This window comes from Micromonospora sp. NPDC047527 (assembly GCF_040643015.1).
Lineage (GTDB): Bacteria > Actinomycetota > Actinomycetes > Mycobacteriales > Micromonosporaceae > Micromonospora.
On record NZ_JBEYTK010000011.1, the window covers coordinates 140,701 to 159,181 of the forward strand.

At 73.8% G+C, this 18,481-nt stretch carries 15 protein-coding genes and 1 tRNA gene; 4 read left to right on the forward strand and 12 right to left on the reverse strand.

From position 1 onward, the window contains the following. Positions 1–71: 71 nt before the first annotated feature. Positions 72–737, reverse strand: a complete 666-nt coding sequence (locus ABZ808_RS29270; protein WP_357012598.1) for a DUF3159 domain-containing protein — start codon at positions 735–737, stop codon at positions 72–74. 161 nt (positions 738–898) lie between these two features. Between ABZ808_RS29270 and ABZ808_RS29275 the strand changes: the two genes are divergently transcribed. After that, on the forward strand, positions 899–1,786 hold the full coding sequence (locus tag ABZ808_RS29275) for a phosphatase PAP2 family protein (RefSeq protein ID WP_357012567.1): 888 nt from the start codon (positions 899–901) through the stop codon (positions 1,784–1,786). A gap of 40 nt (positions 1,787–1,826) precedes the next feature. On the opposite strand, the gene ABZ808_RS29280 is transcribed toward ABZ808_RS29275, so the two are convergent. After that, positions 1,827–2,690 (reverse strand): DUF1028 domain-containing protein, encoded by an 864-nt coding sequence (locus ABZ808_RS29280; protein WP_357012569.1) that lies wholly within the window; start codon positions 2,688–2,690, stop codon positions 1,827–1,829. 179 nt (positions 2,691–2,869) lie between these two features. On the opposite strand from ABZ808_RS29280, the gene ABZ808_RS29285 reads away from it, so the two are divergent. Continuing rightward, the gene (locus ABZ808_RS29285; protein WP_357012599.1) at positions 2,870–3,853 is read left to right on the forward strand and encodes an LLM class F420-dependent oxidoreductase; all 984 of its coding nucleotides are present in this window, start codon (positions 2,870–2,872) and stop codon (positions 3,851–3,853) included. Continuing rightward, on the forward strand, positions 3,850–4,641 hold the full coding sequence (locus ABZ808_RS29290; RefSeq protein WP_357012571.1) for an SDR family oxidoreductase: 792 nt from the start codon (positions 3,850–3,852) through the stop codon (positions 4,639–4,641). The genes ABZ808_RS29285 and ABZ808_RS29290 overlap by 4 nt, the downstream gene beginning before the upstream one ends. Before the next feature lie 7 nt (positions 4,642–4,648). Here the strand turns inward: ABZ808_RS29290 and ABZ808_RS29295 are convergent, their stop codons facing one another. The 8 genes from ABZ808_RS29295 to ABZ808_RS29330 form a co-directional block, all read right to left on the reverse strand. Beyond that, the gene (locus tag ABZ808_RS29295; RefSeq protein WP_357012572.1) at positions 4,649–5,422 is read right to left on the reverse strand and encodes a MerR family transcriptional regulator; all 774 of its coding nucleotides are present in this window, start codon (positions 5,420–5,422) and stop codon (positions 4,649–4,651) included. Between the two features lie 45 nt (positions 5,423–5,467). Beyond that, the gene (locus ABZ808_RS29300; protein ID WP_357012574.1) at positions 5,468–6,229 is read right to left on the reverse strand and encodes an ABC transporter permease; all 762 of its coding nucleotides are present in this window, start codon (positions 6,227–6,229) and stop codon (positions 5,468–5,470) included. Next, complete coding sequence (locus tag ABZ808_RS29305; RefSeq protein WP_357012576.1) at positions 6,226–7,023, reverse strand: ATP-binding cassette domain-containing protein; 798 nt, start codon at positions 7,021–7,023, stop codon at positions 6,226–6,228. The genes ABZ808_RS29300 and ABZ808_RS29305 overlap by 4 nt, the downstream gene beginning before the upstream one ends. 69 nt (positions 7,024–7,092) lie before the next feature. Next, positions 7,093–9,384, reverse strand: a complete 2,292-nt coding sequence (locus ABZ808_RS29310; RefSeq protein ID WP_357012600.1) for a transglutaminaseTgpA domain-containing protein — start codon at positions 9,382–9,384, stop codon at positions 7,093–7,095. Positions 9,385–9,509: 125 nt separating this feature from the next. Next, positions 9,510–10,679, reverse strand: a complete 1,170-nt coding sequence (locus ABZ808_RS29315) for a DUF58 domain-containing protein (RefSeq protein ID WP_357012602.1) — start codon at positions 10,677–10,679, stop codon at positions 9,510–9,512. 14 nt (positions 10,680–10,693) lie between these two features. Beyond that, the gene (locus tag ABZ808_RS29320; protein ID WP_357012577.1) at positions 10,694–11,689 is read right to left on the reverse strand and encodes a MoxR family ATPase; all 996 of its coding nucleotides are present in this window, start codon (positions 11,687–11,689) and stop codon (positions 10,694–10,696) included. Between the two features lie 28 nt (positions 11,690–11,717). Further along, positions 11,718–14,366 carry a fibronectin type III domain-containing protein gene (locus ABZ808_RS29325; protein ID WP_357012578.1) on the reverse strand — a complete coding sequence of 883 codons (2,649 nt, stop codon included), beginning with the start codon at positions 14,364–14,366 and terminating at the stop codon, positions 11,718–11,720. Between the two features lie 158 nt (positions 14,367–14,524). Beyond that, complete coding sequence (locus ABZ808_RS29330) at positions 14,525–17,077, reverse strand: tetratricopeptide repeat protein (protein WP_357012579.1); 2,553 nt, start codon at positions 17,075–17,077, stop codon at positions 14,525–14,527. Between the two features lie 232 nt (positions 17,078–17,309). On the opposite strand from ABZ808_RS29330, the gene ABZ808_RS29335 reads away from it, so the two are divergent. Next, positions 17,310–17,393 (forward strand) — tRNA-Leu (locus ABZ808_RS29335). Here ABZ808_RS29335 and ABZ808_RS29340 read toward each other — a convergent pair. Both ABZ808_RS29340 and ABZ808_RS29345 read right to left on the reverse strand, forming a co-directional pair. Further along, positions 17,375–17,890 (reverse strand): hypothetical protein, encoded by a 516-nt coding sequence (locus ABZ808_RS29340; protein WP_357012581.1) that lies wholly within the window; start codon positions 17,888–17,890, stop codon positions 17,375–17,377. The genes ABZ808_RS29335 and ABZ808_RS29340 overlap by 19 nt on opposite strands. A gap of 86 nt (positions 17,891–17,976) precedes the next feature. Further along, the coding region (locus ABZ808_RS29345) for a transposase (RefSeq protein WP_357012583.1) at positions 17,977–18,481 on the reverse strand (505 nt) is incomplete at its 5' end.

Genomic DNA, 18,481 nt, shown 5'->3' on the forward strand with positions numbered 1-18,481 from the left:
GACCGGAGAGGCCGCTCCCCCCGTGGCGGCCTCTCCACTTTTCTGCCCGCGAGTGCTGCTGCCGCCGGGTTTCAGCCCCGCCCCGGCCCACCGCGCGGAGCCTCCGGGCCCTCGGTGACCGGGTGACGCGGCCCCGGGTGCCCCGCCGGCAACGACCGGCGCAGCACCACCCAGCTCACCGCCAACGCCGCCGCCACCAGCGGCCAGGTCAACGCGACCCGGGCCACCACGAGCGCGAGGACCTGCCCGCCCAGGTACAGCGGCACGAACACCGCCAACCGCAGCACGTAGGTCGCCGTCCACACCCAACTGGCCCGGCCGTACCCGCGCAGCAGCGCCGGGTCCCGCCGCCAGCGAGCACGCTGACCCAGCGCCGCGCCGGCCACCACCCCGAGCAGCGGCCAGCGCACCACGATGCTGACCGCCCACGCGAGGGCGCTCGCCGCGTTCGACAGCAACTGGATCAGGAAGAAGTTCTCGGCCCGGCCGGTACGGACCGCGACCAGTGCCGCGACGCAGACCGCGAGCAGCCCGATCAGCACCGAACGGGGCCGGTCACCCCGCCGCAGCCGTGCGCCCGCCACCACCGCGCCGACAGCCAGCGCCGCGCCGACCCCGGCCCACAGCGACTCGCCGCCGATCAGCCAGCCCACCGCGAACGCCACCGGCGGCAGGGTCGCGTCGATGGCTCCGCGCCGCCCGCCCAGCAGATCCGCCAACGACTCGGCCGGCGCCACCCCGTCGGGCTCGGCTGCCTCCCGCCGGTCGGGGTCGGGCCTGACCTGGCCGGACTGCCGCTCCGGTGTGCCGTCCACGGCAACCTCCTCATCCCCGTCCCAACCTAACCGTCAACAGGCGGTGGGCCACCAGCCGACCGGCCCGCTCCGGCCGCTACGGTGTGCGGATGCGCGCGACGGCACGGGGTTGGACCGCGGTCTGGTTGGTCGTACTGGCCCTCGTCCAGGCGGCCGCCTTCCTCGCCGTCTGGCGCGTGGCCGTACACACCGGGATCGGCCAGTGGGTCGACACGGTCGCCTTGACCGGCAACCAGATCGGTCAGGATCGCATCGACGGCCCGGTGGACCATCTGCTCAACGCGATGTCGGTGGTGTCCCTGCTGGCCGCCACCGCGATGATCGGCTTCATCGCGCTCATCCGGGGGCGGATCGCCCTGGCCGTCACCGCCACCCTGCTCATCGCGGGCGCGAACGTCTCCACCCAACTGCTCAAGTACGGGCTGGCTCGCCCGGACTACGGCGTCGACCCGGAGCGCGCCGGGGTGGGCAACAGCCTCCCCAGTGGGCACACCGCCGTGGCCGCGTCGGTGGCGGTCGCGCTGATGCTGGTCCTGCCCCGCAAGGTACGGGCCGCCGGCGCGTTCATCGGCGCGGCCTACGCCGCCGCCGCCGGGGTCGCCACCCTCTCCGCCGGCTGGCACCGACCCAGCGACGCGGTCGCCGCGTACCTGGTGGTGGGCGTCTGGGCGGCGCTGGCCGGGCTGGTGCTGCTGATCACCCAGCGGGAACAGGCCGAGGTTGCCCCCGGCGACGCGCACCGGGTCGCCAGCGCGGTGCTCGGCATGGCCGGCGTGCTGGCCCTGATCGCCTGCGGGCTCGCCCTGGCGTGGCTGGTGGGCCTGCGCGACACCTGGCCGACCGAGCTGAGCCGTCGGCCACTCTTCGTCGCGTACGCGGGCAGCGCCGCCGGCATCGCCGGCACGATGGCGGTGGTCATGGCGCTGGTGCTCACCGTCGTGCACCGGCTGGTGCCCCGGGTCAAGGGCTGAGCCGACCGGGGGACCGTGTTTCGGCGTGGTCGCCGGCGGATCAGCTCGCCGGACGGGGCGCGGGCACGTGCGGGGCGACGCCACGCAGGTGCGTCAACACCACCGGGTCGATGCGCCCCGGGACCAGCCGCTCCTCCAGGTTCTCCACCGCGGCCCAGGAGAACAGCGCCTCCTCCGGCCCGTCGGCGGCCACCGGGTGACCCAACGCGGTGAGCAACGCCGCCACCTCCTCGGCGACCGCGCCGCTCAGGTCGAGCAGGGTCGCCGGGTCGGGCCGGCTGAACAGCAGGGTGTGCACGGCGAGCAGCCGGCCCAGTTCGGCGACCGGCTCCGGGTGGTCGTCCACCCGCAGGTCGACCAGCACGTCGCTGGTGCCGGCGTACCCCCCGCCGCGCTCGACCACCAGCAGGCCGGCGCTCTGCCGGCCGCGCCGGTCGCCGCCGGCCTCGTCACCGGCGCGCAGCGCGGCGACCAGCCGCTCGGCGAACGGCAGCGCCGACCCGGCGAGCCACGCGTCGGCCAGCGCGTCGACGACCTCCGGGCCGGTGAGGATGTTGCCCTGCGCCGCCCAGCCGTCGCCGGCCCGCCCGCCGGCCCAGGGATGACAGGCCGGGCCGGTCCAGGTCGCGCCCGGACCGCTGGCCCCCACCACACCGAGCTGACGGTGTGCACGGTCGCCGTCGGCGGCGACCAGCCCGGCCACCACGTCGGCGGCGGCCACCCCGGTGCGCAGCAGGGTCAACCCCTGTGGGCGGTAGGCGAGGTTGACGTGTGCCTGGGTGGCAAGCGCGCCGACCTCGGCCTCGGCGGCCGGCACGAGTGCCCCGGCGGCGAGGAACTTGCTGGCCACGACCACACCGTGCAGGCGACCGTCGGCGGAGCGGGCGACGAGGGAGAAGGTCACCCGCCGAGATTAGCCGGCCGAGCCGACCACGCACCGCCCCGCGCGGACGGCTCGGAACGTGCCGTCGCGGGGATGCCGACGACTGTCGATCCCCGGAACCGGCGATTCTGCCCAGGACGGGGATCTTGCTCGCGGGCCCCGTCAACGGGCACGATCGATCGGTGACGAATCGATGGGGCATGACGGTGCCGATGGGCGGGATCCCGCTGGCCGACCACGGCGCGGTCTACGCGACGCTCGACCGCGCCGGGTTCACCGACGTCTGGTCCTCCGAGGTCGCCGGGGCCGACGCGTTCACCCCGCTGGCGCTCGCGGCGGCCTGGCAGCCCCGGCTGCGGCTGGGCACCGCGATCACCCCGGTCTTCACCCGCGGCCCCGGACTGCTCGCGATGAGCGCCTCGGCGCTGGCCGAGGCCGCGCCCGGCCGGTTCTCGCTCGGCATCGGCGCGTCCTCGCCGGTGCTCGTGCGGGACTGGAACGCGGTGCGGTTCGACGAGCCGTTCCGGCGTACCCGGGACGTCCTGCGTTTCCTGCGCGCCGCGCTGCGGGGCGAGACGGTGGACGAGGTCTACGACACCTTCACCGTGCGGCGGTTCACCCTCGAACGGCCGCCGGCCGTGCCGCCGCCGATCCTGCTCGCCGCGCTGCGCCCGGGGATGCTCCGGCTGGCCCGCGCGGAGGCCGACGGGGTCATCCTCAACTGGCTCAGCGCCGACGACGTGCCCCGCGCCCTCGCCGAGCTGGGCGAGCGCCGTCCCGGGTTCGAGGTCGCCGCCCGGATCTTCGTCTGCCCCACCGAGGACGCCGCGTACGCCCGCACGCTCGGCCGCCGGCTGATCACCAGCTACCTCACCGTCGGAGCGTACGCCGAGTTCCACCGCTGGCTCGGCCGCGACCAGGTGCTGGCGCCGATGTGGGACGCGTGGGCCGCCGGTGACCGGCGCGGGGCCAGCGCGGCCGTGCCCGACGAGGTGGTCGACGCGCTGGTGCTGCACGGCTCACCCGAGCGGTGCCGCGCCCAGGTGCAGTCCTACGCCGACGCCGGGGTGGACGTGCCGATCTTCGCGCTGCTGCCCACCCCGGAGGTGACCGCCGGCGGCGTCGCCGCACTGACCACCCTCATCGCCCAGCTCGGCACCGAGCCCTCAGGAGCGTCCGCGTGAACCTCACCGACCGGATCGTGGTGGTCACCGGCGGCGCCGGCGGCATCGGGGCGGCCCTGTCCCGCCGGTTCGCCGCCGAGGGCGCCGCCGCCGTGGTCATCGCCGACCTGAACGCCGACGCGGCCCAGGCGGTGGCCGACGGCATCGGCCCGGTCGCGCACGCCACCGCCCTCGACGTGACCGACGAGGCACAGGTGCGCGCACTGGTCGACGACACCGAGCGCCGCTTCGGCCGGATCGACTTGTTCTGCGCCAATGCCGGAGTGACCACCGGCGGGGGAGTGGAGGTCGACGACGCCGCCTGGGACCGGGCGTGGCGGGTCAACGTCCTCGCCCACGTCTACTCGACGCGGGCGGTGCTGCCGGGGATGCTCGCCCGCGGCGGCGGGCACCTGCTGCACACCTGCTCGGCGGCGGGCGTGCTGACCGCGGTCGGCGACGCCGCGTACACCGCGACGAAGCACGCCTCGGTGGGGTTCGCCGAGTGGCTGGCCATCACCTACCGGGACCGGGGCATCCGGGTCAGCGCGCTCTGCCCGCAGGGCGTGGACACCCCGATGCTCGCCGACGGGATCCGCGACGGCCACCTCGGCGCCCGGGTGATCGAGGCGTCCGGCGCGGTGCTCACCCCCGACCAGGTCGCCGACGCGGCCATCGCCGGGCTGGCCGAGGAGCGGTTCCTGATCCTGCCGCACCCGGAGGTCGCCGACTACGCGCGCCGCCGCGCCGAGGACCCGGACGGCTGGCAGGCCGGCCTGCGCAAGCTCGTCCGCCGCCTGACCGCCTGACCTGGTCCTAGGCGGGCGGCTCTGCCAGCCGCTCCATCCGGGTCCAATCGGACCAGCCACGCTCGCGCATCAGGTCCCGCAGTCGCTCCGCTCGCGGGTCGGTCTCGACGGCGAGCGCGTCCAGAAGGTCAGGCAGATCGCCCTGCGCCTCGTCGTCGAGGACGTCGCCGGACCTGTGGGCCTGCTCGGCGAGGGCGGCCATGATGTCGGCGGCCTCCTCCAGTAGCGCGTCCCCGCCCGCGTCGCTGTCGAAGATCTCCGACAGGACCCGATAGAGCCGGACGACCTGCGGGTCGTCGAGCTGCGCGAGCTTCGACGGCATCCACTCGACGACGCCATCGGGCCAGCGGGCCGCGACGAGGATCCACCCGTCCCGCTCAGCCTCCACCATCCGCTTCGACGCCCCGATGTCCCGGAGCCGATCGAGGTATGAGACCACCTGCGGCGGGAGCGCCAGACTGTCCCCGGCGGTGAGCTGCGCGATCTGCTTGCGGCTGGTTTCGAGCCGTTCGATCTCGTCGAGCAGGTGGCTGTCGATCCGCTGGACCGCTTCGGTGAAGGCCGCCGCGTCGGCCTCCAGCATCCGACCGATCTGGGACAGCGGCACGCCGGCGTTGGCGAGGGTACGGATCTTGATGAGGGACACGACCGCACTCGCGCCGTAGCGCCGATAACCCGACGCGTCCCGCTCCGGCTCGGGCAGGAGCCCGACCTGGTGATAGTGCCGCACCGCCCGCACCGTGACGCCCGCGTACGCGGCCAGTTGACCGATCGTCAGCATGCTCTGATCCTGCCCTCAATTCCTCGCGACCCGACCCGCATCACCTCAGGAGATTCTGCGGCGGTAGGAGACGGTGGCGAACACGTACGCGACGACGAGGATGCCGACGCACCAGGCGAGGGCGGTCCAGATGTCGGCACCGACCGGTTGCTCGGTGAACAGGTCGCGGATCGCGTTGACGATCGAGGTCACCGGCTGGTGCTCGGCAAAGGCGCGTACCGGGCCGGGCATGGTGTCGGTGGGCACGAAGGCCGAGCTGACGAACGGCAGGAAGATGAGCGGGTAGGAGAACGCGCTCGCGCCGTCGACCGACTTCGCGCTGAGGCCCGGGATCACGGCGATCCAGGTCAGCGCCAGGGTGAACAGGATGAGGATGCCGCCGACCGCCAGCCAGGCGAGCACTCCGGCGCCCGAGCGGAAGCCCATGGCCAGGGCAACGAGGACGACCACCACGAGCGAGATCACGTTGGCGACCAGTGAGGTCAGGACGTGGGCCCACAGCACGGCCGGTCGGGCGATCGGCATGGACTGGAAGCGCTCGAAGATCCCGCCCTGCATGTCCAGGAAGAGCCGGAACGCGGTGTAGGAGATGCCCGAGGCGATCGTGATCAGCAGGATGCCGGGCAGCAGGTAGTTCACGTACGAGTCGGTCCCGGTCTGGATCGCGCCGCCGAAGACGTACACGAACAGGAGCAGGAAGGCGATCGGCATGACCGCCGTGGTGATGATGGTGTCAGGGCTGCGGCTGATGTGCCGCAGCGAACGACCCAGCAGGACGGCGGTGTCGCCGAGGAAGTGCTTGTTCATCGTTGTTCCTTGTCTGCTCTGGCACCAACGAGGGTGAGGAAGACGTCCTCCAGGGTCGGCTGCTTTTCGACGTACTCGACCTCGGCGGGCGGGAGGAGCCGCTTGAGCTCGTCGAGGGTGCCGTCGACGATGATCCGGCCCTCGTGGAGGATCGCGATCTGGTCGGCGAGCTGCTCGGCCTCGTCGAGGTACTGCGTGGTGAGCAGCACGGTCGTGCCGCCCTCGGCGAGTTCCCTGACGGCCTGCCACACCTCGATGCGCGCCTCTGGGTCCAGCCCGGTCGTCGGCTCGTCAAGGAAGATCACCGGCGGGTTCCCGATGAGACTCATCGCGATGTCCAGGCGGCGGCGCATGCCACCGGAGTACGTCGCCACCCGCCGGGCGCCCGCCTCGGTCAGCGAGAAGCGCCGCAGCAGGTCGTCCGCGATGACGCCCGGGTCCCTGAGGTGCCTCAACCGGGCGATCAGGACGAGGTTCTCCCGCCCGCTGAGGATCTCGTCGACCGCCGCGAACTGGCCGGTGAGACTGACCGACTCGCGCACCTCGGCGGCCTGCGTGGCGACATCGAAGCCGTTGACCAGGGCGGTCCCGGCGTCGGCCCTGAGGAGCGTGGACAGGATCTTCACCACCGTGGTCTTGCCGGCGCCGTTCGAGCCGAGCAGGGCGAAGATGCTGCCCCGCGCCACGGCGAGGTCCACGCCGCGCAGCACACGCAGCTCCTTGTACGACTTCTCCAGCCCCTGCACGTGGATCGCGGGTCTCTGGCCCTGACTGGTTGTTGCCGGAATGCTCATGGCAGCCAGCATGGAGGGTTGACGCAGCGTCAGGGTCAAGCCGATTCAGGCGTGAATATCGGCGCCGGGTCAGCGGCGGCGCAGCGGGCCGGGGTGGATGGACCAGAGCAGCCGTCGCCACCAGGGGCGGGCGGCGCGCAACCCGTCCACGTAGGTGGTGGCCGCCGCACCGGCACGGTCGGCCTGGGCGGCGGTGGCGGCGTCGGGCGCGAAGGCCACCTGGTTGAGCAGGGCGGCCAGGTCGTCGACCCCGGGGACACTCCCGCCGGATTGTCTGCTGCGGGCGTCGAGCAGAGCCTGCCGAGCCTGGTCCGCCACCTCGGTCGCCGCCAGGTCGTCGCCGACCGGTCGGCCGGCCAGCCGTAGCGCGTCGGTGACCTCCCGCCAGGCGCCGGCGATGCGCTCGCCGGGGTCACCCCGGCCGAGTCGGGCCCGGGTCAGCGAGCGGCGCATCGCCAGCAGGGTGAGCAGCAGCGCACCGACCACCAGCAGCAGGCCGCCGCTGCCACCGGCGACCAGCACCGGGGTGGACACGCCGCGCCCGTCCGGCCCGTCGGGGGCGGCCACCGGCTCCGGCGACGCGGTCGGCTCCACCGTGGGTGCCGGCGCCTCCGACGGAGGCGGATCATCCGGCGTCGGGCGGAAGTCCTCCTCCACCGGCCTCGGCTCGTTGTCCGGGCGGGGCAGCGGGTCGAACGCCACCCAACCCAGCCCGTCGAACAGCACCTCCGGCCAGGCGTACGCGTCACCGGCCCGCACCGGCCCCTGCCCGCTGGACTCGAAGCCCACCACCACCCGGGTCGGCAGCCCGGAGAGCCGCCCGAGCACCGCGAACGCCGCCGCGAACTGCTCCGAGGTGCCCTCCTGCCCACCGCCGTTGCGCGGCCCGAAGAGGAAGAAACCCAGATTCGGGTACGCGTGCCCGCTCGGCGCGTCCGCCACCACCCGGTAGTGCTCGGCCAGGAACTGCTCGATCGCCGTGGCCCGCGCGTACGGGGCGCCGTTCTCCTCGGCGAGCTGCGTGGCGAGCCGGCGCAGCGGGTCGGGTGCCCCGTCGGCGACCCGCAGCACCCGGGCCACCTCCTCGCCGGCTGGCACGTTCGCCGTGGCCAGCAGGTTGACGTCCGGGCGCTCCCGGGCCGACGTCACCGTGTACCGCAACCCCGGGGTCAGCCCCTCCGGCCGGATCAGCGTCCCGGTCTCCGGGTCGTACGCCACCCGCGCGCCGCTGACCTCCCGAGGCGTCGCCACGGCGGGTAGCAGCCCGCCGCTCAGCTCGGCAACGGTGATCTGCTGCCGCACGGTCTCCACCGTGCTGTCCCGCGCCGGTGCCGTGGCCGGCAGGATCCGACCGGCGTTGCGGTACGTCGCGCCGACCCGCCAGGTCACCCCGTCGTAGTCGCTGAGCACCGCCAACCGGATCCGAATGCTGCGGCCGGTGTCGTTCGCCTGGGCCGGGTCGTCGGTCCCGTCGCCCGGCGCGGTGCCGGCCGCGCTCGGTGAACCGCCGCCGGTCGGGGTGCCGTCGCGCACCGTGCTCACGTCGAGGAGCTTCTGCTCCGGGTGCAGCGCCCAGCCGGAGATCCGGATCAGCGGGTTCTCGTCGAGCGTCTCCACCTGTGGAGGCTCCACGTACCGGCGTGGATCCACCGGCCGGCCGTCGACCTGGCCGGCGATCACCGGGCCGAGCAGCGCGATCAGCCCGATAACCAGGGCCACGCCGAGCGCCGCCGTCGCGGTCAGCCGGAGCCGTACCGCGGCACGTACCCCGGGGGCGAGGCCGGCGACCGGATCGCCGCCGGCCGGCGCCGCGCCCGTCGACGCCGCCAGGCCGACCGCCGCGACCGCGACGAACGCCAGCGTCGCGCCGATCGCCGGTTCGGCGTTCGGGCCGACCACGTAGAGGGCGGCGGCGTAGAGCCCCGCCGCCGGCAGGTAGCCCAGCAGCACCCGACCGGTGCGCAACGCCACCTCCGCGCCGGCCAGGCCCGCCAGCCAGGCCGCCACCACCGGCACCAGCACCGTGTCCGGGCTGGGCTCCACCGGAATCATCGCGGTGAGCAACCGGGGGATGCCGTTGCGCGCCGCGTCCGCGCTCACCTCCAGCAGGCCGCCGGGCAGGTCGGCGTGGGCGGCGGCCAGCCGCAGCGACCACAGCGTCCAACCGGCCATCGCGGCCACCGACACCGGTGCGACAAGCCAGGACGGCAGCCGCCGGGCGGCCACGCTGACCAGCACCGACCCCGCTGCGGCACCGGCGACCAGCCAGGTCAGCAGTTCGCCCGCGTACACCCGGCCGAGCACCACCCCGGCGAGCGCGGTCAGCCCGATCAGCGCCAGCGGGACGACAGCCGCCCGCAGCGCCCGCCCGACCCTGCCGGCACCCGAAGGTGTCGAGCCGTCGAGCGGCGGGTCCGGTTCCGGGGCCGCCGGGCCCGCCGGGCCGACGGTGCCCGCGCCGCCGAGCCGCTGCTGGCCCACGCCCGTCACCACCGGCGCACCCCGTCCCACTCGGCGGCGAACTGCGCGCCGTCCGCCGCGTCGACCACCACCAGGCCGGTCGCGCCGGTCGCCGTCGGCTCGGTCGCGCCGAACACCCCGACCACCACCGACGGGTACGCGCCGCGCAGCGCCCCGACGTGCCCCAACTCGCCCCGGCCCGCCGGCCCGGTCAGGAAGATCAACGTGTCGCCGAGCCGGTCCTGCCGCAACCGGGTGGTGGTCGCCCGCAACGCGTCGCCGTCGCCGGACAGCTCAGCGGCGGCGAGCCGGTCCAGTGGCCCCAGCGCCGGCCCGGCGGCCCCGCCCGGGTCGCCGCGCTCCGGCTCCGCGCCGACCAGGAGCAGCAGCACCGGCAGGTCCGCGCGGTGCGCCGCGGTGACGACCGAGGCCGCCGCCTCGCACGCCGACTCGAACGACTCCGCCACCCCGTCCACCACCTGCGGGTGGGCGACGGCACGGTTGTCCAGGAGTACGACCAACCGGGGCAGGCTGGTGTCCACGTTCTCACGCACCATCAGCTCGCCGACCCGGGCGCTGGTGCGCCAGTGCACCCGCCGCAACTCGTCACCGACCACGTACTCCCGCAGCGAGTTGAAGGTGATCGACCCGTGCGGCACCCCGTCCACCCGGCCGTCGAGGCTGCGCCCCGCACCGGTGGGTACCGCCGTCAGCGGGTGGATCCGGGGGTGCACCCAGACCGGCGTCGTCTCGCCGTACGGGCGGGCCAGCGCCACCAACCCCAGCGGATCCCGCCGGGTCACCCGCAGCGGCCCCACCGGCACCACCCCACGACGGTGGGTCGGCACGTCGTAGCGGACCTCGGTGTCCCGGCCAGGTCGCAGCCGCAGCACCGGCACCGGCACCGTGCGCTCGCCGCACCGGTCCTCGGCCAGCAGGTTCGCCGAGCGCAGCCGCCCGGCGTTGCGGACGGTCAACGTCATACTCGCCGGCTCGCCGCGCGCCACCCGGTCCGGGTCGGCGCTACGCGTCACCAGCAGCCGGGGCCGCCACGCCGCGGTCAGCGCCGCGTAGCCCACGGCCGCGCCGGCCGCCGCGCCCAACACCGCCAACTCGGGGTACGCGAACCGAAAGCCCACCCCCAGCAGAACGACGGCGGCGACGAGCAGCCCGACCCCCCGGGCGGTGATCCCCATGGCGGTTCTGCCGGTCAACCCTGCACCGGTGCGGGCTGCCCCGACGGCAGCGGCACCGGCACCGAGGCGATGGCCTGGCGCAGCACCTCCCCGGCGGTCATCCCGCGCACCTGGGCGTCCGGAGTGAGCAGCAGCCGATGCGCGAACACCGCTTCGGCGAGCGCCTTCAGGTCCTCCGGCATGATCCAACCCCGACCGTCGATCAGCGCGTACGCGCACGCCGCACGGGTCAACGCGATCACGCCCCGAGGGCTGACCCCGACCCGCACCTGCGGGTGGGTACGGGTGGCGGCGGCCAGCCGGACCGCGTACGCGTAGAGCGGCTCCGCGATGTGCACCCGCCGCGCCATCCGGACCATCTCCCCGACGGTGGCGGTGTCGGTGACCGGCGCGAGCGCCTCGGGGGAGCGTACGGTCGCACCGCGCAGCACCTCCACCTCGACCGCCTCGTCCGGGTAGCCGACGGAGAGCTTCACCAGGAACCGGTCCAGTTGCGCCTCGGGCAGCCGGTAGGTGCCGTCCATCTCCACCGGGTTCTGGGTGGCCACCACCAGGAAGGGCGATGGCACCGGATGCCGCACCCCGTCCACGGTGACCGTGCGTTCCTCCATCACCTCCAGCAGCGCCGACTGGGTCTTCGGCGACGCCCGGTTGATCTCGTCGGCGATGACGATGTTGGCGAAGACCGGCCCCGGATGGAACTCGAAGTCCCTGCTCGCCTGGTTGAAGATCGTCACCCCGGACACGTCCGAGGGCAGCAGGTCGGGAGTGAACTGGATCCGCCGCCACTCACCCTTCACCGTGGCCGCGATCGCCCGCGCCAGGGTCGTCTTACCGACCCCCGGCACGTCCTCCAACAGCACATGGCCCTGAGCGAACAGCGCGGTCAACGCCAGCCGAACCACCTGCGGCTTGCCGAGCACCACCGCGTTGACGTTCTCGGCCAACCGGGCGGCCAGGGCGGCGAAACCCTGCACCTCCGGCTGGGTGAGCGGCTCGTGGGTGTTCACGGTCGGCGGTGCTCCTTGCCTGACAGGTCTAGCAGGTGGGCAGGACGTTGATGTTGTCGCCGCCCTCCAGGTTGAGCCAGGCCCAGGGAATGTAGTTCTTCCCCTCGTAGTTGACCTGCACCCACCAGGTGCTGCGCTTCTCGCTGTTGTAGATGTAGGCGTACACCTCTTCGCCCGACTTCTTGCAGTACGCCTCCAGGCGCGTGCCCGGCCTCGCCCAGCCCACCTGCCTGTCGTTGTCCTGCCGGGGGACCGAGAAGACCTCGTTGCCGTTGCGACCGCTCACGTCCCGGTCGCAGTAGGTCGACTCCGGCCCGGACGCGCCGTTGCGACAGGTCGCGATGCCGTACAGCGGGTCGGTCGGCTGGGCCTTCCTCGCGGTGCCGTTGCCAGCGGCGTTCGTGGCGGTCACCGTGAACGTGTACGCCGTGCCCGGCGTCAGCCCCGACACCGTGATGCTGGAGCACGCGCCCGCCGTCGCCGGCTCACCCGGTGTACTCACCGAGCAGGTGGCCTTCCCACCGCCCGCGTCCACCGTGAACGTCACAGTCGCCGACGTGGCGGTCGCCGACGAGCCGGTCACCGTCACCCGTGGCGCGGCGACCGTCCGGGCCGTGGCGGTCGCCTCCGGGCCGGGCCCCGCCTCGTTGACCGCCTTCACCTTCACCGTGACGTTCTGACCGTCGCCCAGCCCGGTGACGGTCGTGCGGGTGTCGGTCACCTCGCTCGCCTTGCCGCCGACGTCCACCAGGTACTTCGTCACCGGACGGCCGTTCGCCTCGGCCGGCGACCACTGCACGGTCACCGCGCCCGGCTGGTCGGCGACCGTGGCGGCCCGCAGGTCGAGCGGGCGGCCGGGCGCCGCGAACGGCACAACCGTGTTGCTCACCGGGGACGCCGCCGAACCAGCGCCCTTGTCGTTGACGGCCACCACCGTGAACGCGTACTGGGTGCCGAACTCCAACTCCCCGGCGGGCACCACCAGCTCCGTCTTGGTCGACTCACCGGCCGGCGCGTTCGTCCCCGCCGAACTGGCCGCCACCGTGTACTTGGCGATCTTGTTGCCCTGCCCGTTCGCGGCCGGCCACTTGACCAGCACCGTGCCGTCCGGTCGCTCCTGCGCGGTGACGCTCGCCGGCGGGTCGGGCACCGCGGCGGTCGGGGTCACCGGGTTGCTGTTGCGCGCCGGACCGTCGCCCTTGGCGTTGACGGCGTGCACCGCGAACCGGTACGTCTCGCCGTTGGTCAGGCCCTTGACCTCCACCGCACGCTGGTTGGCGCCCACCTCCAGGCGCTGACCGGCGCCCTGCACCACGTACCTGATGATCTCGGCGCCGTTCGCGGCGGCCGGCCGCCAGCTCACCCGGGCCTGAGCGTTGCCGGCGGCGGCGGTGACACTGCGCGGCGCACCCGGCTTGCTCACCTGGGGCTTCTTCGGCGGAGGCGGCGGCGGTGGAGCCGGCGGCGGGTCGCCGCCCAGCACGTCGTTGGCGTACTTGTTGACCTCGCGCACCTGGTGCTTGTCGTCCACCACCCGGGCGGTCGCCGAGTCGGGCGAGTTGATGAAGAGGTGGTTCTCGCGCACCTCCAGCTCCAACGGCCCGGTCGTCTTGCCCTGGACGGTGTCGACCAGTTGACCGCCCGCGTCGAAGGAGTAGATGGTGCCGGTGGCCTCGTCCGCGCAGTAGAACCGGTCCGCCCAGGCCACCGCCGGGCTGAGCCGATCACCGCCGCCCGGCACCGTGAACGCCTGCTCCTCACCGGCCTCACCCACCACCAGCACCCGCCGCTCGGCGGGCACCGTCACCGGCACGCGCGGGCCCGACGTGCGGGCCGGCAGCGCCGCCGGGCCGGGCAGTGTCAACGGCGTCCGGCGGACCTCACCGCGCTGCACCCGCACCAGCCTCCCGGCCGTACGGTCCAGCACCGCCACCCCGTCATCCAGGGTGGAGACCACCAGCTCGTGGCTGGCATCGGCCACGTCGTACGTCTCGACCCGCTCCGGGCGGAGCCCGCCGTTCGCCGGCGCGGCCGAGGCCGGCGCGGACGGCAGCTTCGCGGCGGTGATCGCCGACACGGTGCCCTCGCTGGGCACCGCGATCCAGAGTCGACCCTCGCCGTCGAACGTGCCGCCGGTGATGCCCGGGGGATAGCGCACCGGCTCGCCGACCGGGCTCAACGACCGTGGATCGAGCTGACGCACGATCCCCTGCACGGCGTCGACGACGAACGCCGCGTCCTCGTGCAGGGCGACGCTCACGCCCAGGCCAGGGGTGGTCGGGGTGGTCGCGGTGAGTTGCAGGGTGGCCAGATCCAGTGAGCTGACCTGCCCGGTCTGCAGGTCACGCAGGATCAACAGCCGATCGGTCTGGGTGACCTGCATCGGATGCCGGCGGGCACCAGGAAGTTCGGTACGCGTGTCCACCCGGGCGGTCACCCCGTTGACCCGGGCCAGCTCGCTGCGCGCCGCGCTCCACAGCCAGGAACTCGCGTCGTAGTTGGCCACCGCGTTGTCCGCCGCACCCAACCCGAGGACGGTCAGCCCCATGGCGGCCAGCAGCGCGGTCACCGTGCCGACCGTCACCAACCCACCGCGCAGCCGGGACCGGGAACGTGGGGCGTCGGTCCGCTCGGCGTCGTCGATGCTGGCCACAGCCGGCTGCCTCTCCTGAGTCATGGCAGGTGGCGTGCGCCTCGCGGCGACCCCTCCCCAGAGCCGGGTGCCATCATATGGCCCGGCCGCTGGCGGGGGAACCCGCACCGTCACCCCTGTGGATACCGAGCGTGTGCGTTGTGGACACCCAGGTCAGCCCGACAGCGACCGGCCGGCCTCGCTCAGGACGGCGGGGTGGACCGCTCCCGCTCGGTGCAGACCTGACCGGAGGTGGCGAAGCTGTCGGTGGAGTAGACCGCCAGCACGGTGAAGCAGTAGTCCACCCGCGAGTTGAGGCCGCTCACCGTGTAGCTGGTCCGACCCGGATCCACCGTGGCCAGCACCCCCAGCGCCTGCCCGGCCCGACCGCCGGCGATCATGAACGGCACCGCGCCCCCCGTCGGGTCCGTCCAGCTCAGCGTGATCGTGGCCGAGTCGTCCCGCAGCGCCAGGTCAGCGGGTGCGGGCCCGGCCGCCGTCGGTGCCGCCGTCGCTGCGGTCGTCGCGGCCCCGGAAGGCGGTGGATCGTCGCGGTTCAGCAGCACCGCACCCAGCCCGGCCACGGCCACCACGGCCACCCCGGCCGCGACCGCCGCGCCGATCAGCATCCCCCGGCCACGCCCCGACGTCCCGCTCTCGTTGGCGTACGCCGACGGATAGCCGTCCTGCGGGTGCCCCTGGCCCGGGTACTGGTACTGCTGGCCTGGGTAGGGGTGCTGCCCCGGTGAGGTGTGGGGCTCCGGGGCCGTCGAGTGCGGCTGGGCCGCGTACCCCTGGTGGTGTGGGTGTTGCTCCGGGGACGGTCGCGGCGCTGGCACGGTCGGTGGCGGGTAGGTCGCGGCCGTGAGAGGGCCCGGCGCGGTCGGCACCGGGCTCGCGTACCCGTCGGAGGCTGGGGTGGGCGGTGTCCGGCCCGCATCGAACGGCGGCGCCCAGGCCGGCGTCGCCAGCCCACCCGGAGTTGCGAGCGGGGTCGGTCGGCCCGGACCGGCACCGGGCCCGGGCCGGTCATCGGCCGCCGGGCGGACGGCCGGGAACACCTCCGTCTGCGCGGACGCGACACCCGACGTGATCTCACCGCCCACGATGGTCTCGTCCGTGTCCACGGGGGACGGGCCGGTCGGCTCGCTGCCGGCCAGGGGCAGCGGTTGCGGCGGGGCGCTGCTGCTCCACGGCGGGGCGGTCAACCCCCACGGCGGCGCGCTCACCGGCGGCGCGGACACGGGTTGGCTGTACCCAGGTGGCCCGGACACGGGGTAGGTGTGGGCTGGTGGTCCGGATACGGGGTAGGTCGGCGCTGGTGGTCCGGATACGGGGCGGGTGTGGCCGGGCGGTCCGGAGACCGGTCGGGAGTCCCCGGGAGGTGCCGAGACGGGGCGTGGGTAGGCGGGCGCCGCACTGACCGGGTGGTGGGCGGGCGACCCGGTCGACGCGCTGGTCGGCCCGGAATCGGCGCTGCCTGACCTACTCGCGCCGGCGGCGGCGACTCGGTCGGCCTCCTCGGCCAGCAGCGGTTCGATCTGCCGTACCTGGATCGTCGGGTTGTCCCACCCAGGGGCAACCGGCGGCGGCGCGGGCGGTGTGGTGGCCGACGCCTCGACGGCGCGCGTCGCCGGAGGTGCGTCGACCGCAGGATGGGTCGGCCGGTCCCCGGTCCGCTGGCGCGGCGGCACCGCCGGCGGCTGCTGTCGGGCCTGCTGCGTCGAATGGCCGTCCGCCGGGGGCTGCTGTCGGGCCTGCTGCGTCGACCGGCCGTCCGCCTGCGGCCGGGGCGGCCCTGACGGTTGCCGCGCGGCGCGCTGGTGTGGCGGCACCGGATGCAAGGGGGAGGCGGGCGGAGGCGCGGTGGAGGCGGGTGACATCTGATGGGCGGGGAACGCAGGCGGCACTGAAGGCGCGGGCTGCTCCGGAGGCGGTGGCGTCGACGCGACGGGTGCCGGAGCCGGCTGGGGCGGTGCCGTTGGTGGAGCGGGCGGTGGCACCGGCCGCGTGCCGCCGACGGGCGGTGCCGGCGCGGCGGGCACGCGTACCGCCGGAGGGGTTGGTGGGGGCGCCGCTGGCGACGCGGCCGGGGGAGGGCCGCCCGCAGTGGGTGGGGGCGCGGCTGGCGCGGCCGGCGACGCGGCCGGCGGAGGGCCGCCCGCAGCCGGGCGCATCGCGGCCAGGGTCGCCAGAGACAGCGTAGGGCCGGACAACGCCGAGCGGGCGCCGGAATCGGTCACGGTGCCGGCCGCGGCCGGGGCCGGGGCCAGGGTCGGCGTCGGACCGGGCGTCGGCGGCGTGCCGTGCGGCTGGGCCGGACCGGGGGTGGCCTCGCCGAGGTAGGCGCGGGCGGCGCGTACCGCCGGATGGTCCTCCCCGAGCACAGCCGGCCCGGCGGTGGCGACCCGGGTGTAGTTGCGGCGGGCCTCGTGCCGGTTGCCCAACTCCTCGGCAACCTCGGCCAGTTCCAGGGCGAGCGCGAGCATCGTCGGCTCGGCGTGATCCCAGCGACGCTCGCCCGCCGCGAAGGCCTCCTCCAGCACCCGCCGGGCGGCGAGCGGGTCGTCCGCCTCGCGATGCAGCCGCGCCAGCAGGTGCGCCGTGTGCAGCATCTCGGGGTGGTCCTCGCCGTACGGCGGGCGGGCGGACCCGACGGCCTCCGCGAGCAGCTGCCGGGCTGAACTGAGGTCACCCGCAGTGCGCAGGGCGAGAGCCCGACGTTGGACGGCAGCCAAGGGAGAGGGATGGGACACGTGGCAATGCTGCCGTCACAGAGCCTCCGACGCTACCCGGACGCGCCTGCGACACGGCTTTGTTGACCGCTTCTGAGTCGACCTGAGCAGCGACGGGAGCGCCGTGCGGCAGACGCCGGGACGCGATGTGCATGATCCACGAGTGCCGTGTACAGTAACTCCCCGTGCGGCCCGCCGTACCGACCTCCGATGGAAAGATCATCTGGGTCGGCGAGGTAGGCTGGACGAGTAGGTCCGGGTGGCGGAATGGCAGACGCGCTAGCTTGAGGTGCTAGTGCCCGTATAGGGCGTGGGGGTTCAAGTCCCCCCTCGGACACAAACCATTGCCCCACGGTGCGCGCTGAGATCGACTTCGGCGCGCACCGTTTGTGTTTCGGTCTGGTAGTTCAGCCGGAGGCCGAGTTGCCGGTAGACCTCGGCCTTGTCGGCGGGATCGGCGTCGCGGAGCACGGCGGCGATGTCGCCGAGCGCGGTCACCAGGGTCGTGATTTCTGCTCGGCTCATTCGGCGTGAGGTAGTGCCCGTATTCGCGTGGAGATCCGCTTCGGCGCGGGCGCGCTCGGCCTGGGTCTGCGCGATCCAGCCGGTGACCACCGTTGGGTCGGCTCCGGCGTCGAGGGCAGCCCGGTAGCGCTCCAACTTGGCGTCGCACTCGGTGATGATCGTTTGGGCTGCGGTGGCGGTTGCGGGCTGATGATTTGAAGGCTGGGCGTCGGCCATCGCGGTGATCGTCTGTTCGATCCGCTCGGGTGCGAAGGCGGTGGCCAGCCAGGTGTCGAGGGGGTCGGTGAGGGCGTCCTCCCGTAGGTACACGTTGCGGGGGTGTGCGACCTGGTTGGCGAGGGCGTATTCCTGGGGGAAGGGGGCTGTCTCGCTAAGGGTGTTTCCGGCGATCTTGGTTAGTAGGTTTCAGCGGCTCGGAAGCGGTCGCTGAAGGTGATGGCGAAGGCGTTCAACGCGGGTTTCCAGCGCATCGTCCATCGGGTTCTGCCTGCTCCGGTGGGGTCCAGGGATCGGGTCACCAGGTACAGACACTTCAACGCGGCCTGCTCGTTCGGGAAGTGGCCGCGGGCTTTCACGGCCCGTCGGTAGCGGGCGTTCAACGACTCGATCGCGTTGGTGGAGCAGATGACTGTGCGGATCTCCAGGTCGTAGTCGAGGAACGGGATGAATTCGGCCCAGGCGTTGTCCCACAGGCGGATCACCGCCGGATACCGCCTGCCCCACTTCTCCGCCAAGTCGTCGAACGCGGCGCGGGCCGCCTGGGCGTTCACCGCGGTGTAGATCGGCTTGATGTCGTGCTTGAGCGCGTCCCAGTACTTGCGGGAGGTGAGCCGGAACGTGTTGCGGATCAGGTGGATGATGCAGGTCTGCACGATCGTGCGGGGCCATACGTTCGTGACG